Source organism: Serratia sp. (in: enterobacteria) (assembly GCF_046715635.1).
GTDB lineage: Bacteria > Pseudomonadota > Gammaproteobacteria > Enterobacterales > Enterobacteriaceae > Chania.
On sequence record NZ_JBKJYW010000104.1, the window covers coordinates 1 to 4,049 of the forward strand.

The 4,049-nt window shown below is 51.6% G+C and carries 7 protein-coding genes; 6 read left to right on the forward strand and 1 reads right to left on the reverse strand.

The window, feature by feature from the left end; all coding sequences use genetic code 11:
* The 6 genes from ACLQ7H_RS05090 to ACLQ7H_RS05115 all read left to right on the forward strand — a co-directional run.
* A partial coding sequence (locus ACLQ7H_RS05090) for a cold shock domain-containing protein (protein WP_411751741.1) occupies positions 1-98 on the forward strand: 98 nt, incomplete at its 5' end.
* 412 nt (positions 99-510) lie between these two features.
* A complete protein-coding gene (locus ACLQ7H_RS05095) occupies positions 511-1,071 on the forward strand; it encodes a fasciclin domain-containing protein (protein ID WP_411751735.1) in 561 nt (186 codons plus the stop codon).
* A gap of 64 nt (positions 1,072-1,135) precedes the next feature.
* On the forward strand, positions 1,136-1,690 hold the full coding sequence (locus ACLQ7H_RS05100) for a sigma-70 family RNA polymerase sigma factor (protein ID WP_411751736.1): 555 nt from the start codon (positions 1,136-1,138) through the stop codon (positions 1,688-1,690).
* Positions 1,687-2,349 (forward strand): anti-sigma factor domain-containing protein, encoded by a 663-nt coding sequence (locus tag ACLQ7H_RS05105; RefSeq protein ID WP_411751737.1) that lies wholly within the window; start codon positions 1,687-1,689, stop codon positions 2,347-2,349. Before ACLQ7H_RS05100 ends, ACLQ7H_RS05105 begins: the two co-directional genes overlap by 4 nt.
* A 95-nt stretch (positions 2,350-2,444) precedes the next feature.
* Positions 2,445-2,696, forward strand: a complete 252-nt coding sequence (locus tag ACLQ7H_RS05110) for a hypothetical protein (RefSeq protein WP_411751738.1) — start codon at positions 2,445-2,447, stop codon at positions 2,694-2,696.
* Positions 2,697-3,004: 308 nt separating this feature from the next.
* Positions 3,005-3,475 (forward strand): hypothetical protein, encoded by a 471-nt coding sequence (locus ACLQ7H_RS05115; RefSeq protein WP_411751739.1) that lies wholly within the window; start codon positions 3,005-3,007, stop codon positions 3,473-3,475.
* Positions 3,476-3,711: 236 nt separating this feature from the next.
* Here ACLQ7H_RS05115 and ACLQ7H_RS05120 read toward each other — a convergent pair.
* Positions 3,712-4,049: DUF444 family protein (locus ACLQ7H_RS05120; RefSeq protein WP_411751740.1), on the reverse strand; the 338-nt coding region annotated here is incomplete at its 5' end.

Below are 4,049 nucleotides of genomic sequence, written 5' to 3' on the forward strand. Positions count from 1 at the left end.
GTAATGATTACAAGACGCTTGATGAAGGCCAGCAGGTTGAATTCAGCATCGAAAATGGCGCCAAAGGCCCATCAGCGGTTAACGTTACAGCAATGTAATGTGACTCGGTAGTGTGGTTGAAACTTGCAATAGCGATGATGGTGTAGACCGGAGCAGACAAGCGATAATTACACTACCATATCAATCCCGGCCTGGTGCCGGGGTTGACTATATCCTCCTTGCTACGAGGGTAGACAGAAAAGCCAATTTCCCCAAAGTTTGTTTTTCTGTTGTGAAAAGGCCGTGCTTAGGCCGCGCAATGCTGGAGTGTTCGATGGACGCTTGCGCCGCATCATGACAGTCGGGAAAGCGACCGGCACTACTTTTAACCCTGGCGTTGACGCCGGGGTTTTTTACATCCATTTTCCCCGTTCGAAAAATATTTTCTGATTACTGCATCCAATATTCTCGTTCACTACGTATATGGCTATGTGAGGACATTTTCCCACATCACCCTTTGAGGATATGATCATGAAAAAGCTTCTCTGTACTGCCCTGTGTTCATCACTGTTGTTCAGTAGCGTTTCAATGGCTACCATGATGTCTGATACGGTAATGGTTGGCGGTGCCGCCATGTACCCCAGTAAAAATATTGTCGAAAATGCCCTCAACTCCAAAGATCACACCACGCTGGTCGCTGCGGTGAAGGCCGCTGGTCTGGTGGATACTCTGCAAGGCGCCGGCCCGTTTACGGTGTTTGCTCCGACCAATGAAGCCTTTGCCAAACTGCCTGCTGGAACGGTAGATACCTTGCTCAAACCGGAGAATAAGGCGGCGTTGACCGGAGTGCTTACCTACCATGTGGTTGCTGGCCGTTATGATATGAAACAGCTGGAGAAGAAAATCAAGGAAGGGCATGGTACGGCCGAGCTGCAAACGGTGAATGGCCAACCGCTGTGGATTATGAATAACGGGCCCCACAATATTCAGCTCAAAGATGGTCAAGGTCATATTGCCAACATCAGCACCTATGATGTTTATCAGAAAAATGGCGTGATCAACGTTATCGACAGCGTTCTGTTGCCAAAATAAATCCCGTCTATACTAGGTGCAGGCAGGCTGCCAGAAGGCTGCCCGCACCTCGACAGGATAAGACATGAGCAAAGCACTTCCCGATCAACATGTCGCATTGATGCAGGCCGTTGCGCTTGGCGACCGCAACGCGTTTGAACAACTGTATCGGCAAACTTCCCCACGTTTGTTCGCCGTTGCTTTACGCTTGCTGCGCCGCCAGTCCTGGGCTGAAGAGGTGTTGCACGAAAGCTTTATCAGCGTCTGGAATCGCGCTGCCAGCTATGACCCCAACCTCAGTGCGCCGCTGACCTGGTTAACCCACATTGTACGCAACCGGGCCATTGATTGGCTACGCGGTGCCGATGGCCGGGCGGGGCAAACGGAAGAGGAGTGGCAAGATAACCAGGGGGAGAGCGCTGAAGAACCTGTCAGCCAGTTACTTCTGGGGGAGGAGGCGGGAAAGCTGGCCGAGTGCCTGAACCATCTTAACGTCGAGCAGCGTCAAAGCATTGTGCTGGCTTATTACCAAGGCATGTCTCATGGCGAGGTTTCGGCACATCTGCAACAACCGCTTGGTACAATCAAAAGCTGGATCCGCCGAGCGCTGGATCATTTGAAAAACTGTGTGGGCCTATGAAAAGCAAAGGTGAGTATGACTCGGCTTTAGCCGCTGAATATGCCTTGGGCACGTTGCGTGGGCCTGCACGGTTGAACTTCGAACAGCGCATCCAGCGGGAACCGACGTTAGCCTCCTTGGTTGCACGTTGGCAAACACTGTTGGCACCGTTGGATCTGGCGTTGGTCCCGGTAACGCCACCGGAGCGCGTGTGGAAAAAAATTCGCCTCAGCTTACCCATTCAGATAACGCCACGGCGTAAACGCTGGGACTACCTTGGCTGGGCGCTGGCTGCCGGTTTGGCAGCGTTGTTGCTGGTGCCGCGCGTTATCACTCAGCCACAGGATTTTGCTCCGGCAGTGGTGCTCAATGCAGCTCAGCAGGGGAATGGGCAGTGGATTGTCAGTATGGACAGTGGCAAACGACATCTGAGATTGACCCCACTGAACCCGCAAATGCTAGCCGTAGCCAATAGCCTGCAACTGTGGGCGATCCCGCCAGGTGAAAAACCTCGCTCTTTAGGTCTGGTTGCTGCAGAGAAGCCGACCGAGCTGGCCTTGAACTCGATGACGTTGGCGCAGGGCATGACCATTGCCATCAGTCTGGAGCCCGCGGGTGGCTCACCTACAGGGCTTCCTACCGGTCCGGTATTGTACAGCGGCCAGCTAACCTCGCTTTGATCTGATTGATATCTTTGGCGATGATTTTTTCGCTGACGACGATAATCGCTTTAACGACCATACTGAAGTTATCAATGGTCGTTAAAGGTGACGTTATGATATGGATCGAGCAAGGGTTGTATTTGAGAGTGGTGCAGATGGAAAATGCGCCGAAACCTTACCCGTTGGACAGCGGATTCAGCCAGCATACGGCCTATCGCGCACTGGGAATGTATAACCCTTCGGAAACCGCCGATGCCTATTTCATCCTGTCGAACGACAGGGATGAGATCTGGTTTATCTGCAACCGCCATCTTAGGACGGTAGGCCTGTTCCCGGATATCCGCGGTTTTAGATATTTATTGTGAATTAGCATCATCCTCGCAAGCGCTGATCCATTGAGTGATATGCCACATCAGTCAGCAATAAGTTGGGTTATCCAATGCAAAAATCTCGCTTCGTTGGGATTTTTTGCATTGCTAATGCCCACTATTGGCAGGGAGTGAGTTGTGGCATGGCTAGTACAACCCCTTCGAATATCCCTAATCCTTCTTCTTTGAGATACTGTTCATTCAAACAGGTGTTTGGATTCGGCTGAGGTAACTCAAATGCAGACAAGTGAACAAGGCATTGGCGACCAATTTCTGTGCTGGAGATCCGTCAAGAGTAAAGAGCTGTGGAGCTTGGTGAAACGCTGCGAGGTATTTCTATCATGAGCCTGGCAGGGTTAATCCAGTTTTCCAAAGGTTATTGGCAACTGCTGTTGATTTTAGGTTTCGCTGCCCTGTTGTTTGGTATGAACCAGCGTATCAATGCATTGAATACCGGCATAGGTCAGTACCAGAAAGATAACGAGGAGTTGAGTCGCGCATTGAACGGAAGGGATGACACAATCAATGCACTGAAGGGGGCCGCGGATGCCGATCGTCGTGCTACAGAACAACAGCTCAAGATTGAGCAGCAAAAGAGGGCAAAGGCCGATGATGAGAACAGAACGCTACGTAAAGCGCTGGAGGATAACGACTGCGGTCATCAGCGGCTGCCTGCTGATGCTCTCAATATCCTGCGCGGAGCAACCAAAACCAGTGCCACCGGCCCCGCAACTGATCTACGTATACCCGCCAGCGGTTTTGCTACAGCAGTGTGAGAGAACACCGTTTACCGGGGAGACTTTCGGAGATGCGGTATTGGCCTTGCAGGTGAGCCAGAGTGAGCTTGATATCTGTGCCTCACGGATCGAAGCGTTGATTAAGTGGCAATGTTGCTGAATTCGTAACGATTGCACATGCCAGGCCTTGGCTGACGGGCGTATCATACAGCGCACTACGAACTAAAACGGCCAGCTAACTCTCGTTGCTGGCCGTTTTCTATTAGTAAGACCATTCACGCGGTCTGCTTGTGGAACAGTTCCCTGAACACCGGATAGATATCATCCGGCTCGCGGATATGCTGCATGGCAAAGTTTTCAAACGTCGCTTGCAGATGTTCATATTCACGCCACAGCGTCTGGTGAGCACGGCGGGTAATTTCGATATAGCTGTAGTAACGCACCATCGGCAGAATATTTTTTGACAACAGTTCATGGCACAGCGGTGAATCATCAGCCCAGTTATCTCCGTCCGAAGCCTGAGCGGCATAGATATTCCACTGCGCAGGATCGTAACGCTCTTCAACCACTTCGTTCATCAGCTTCAGGGCGCTGGAAACGATGGTGCCGCCGG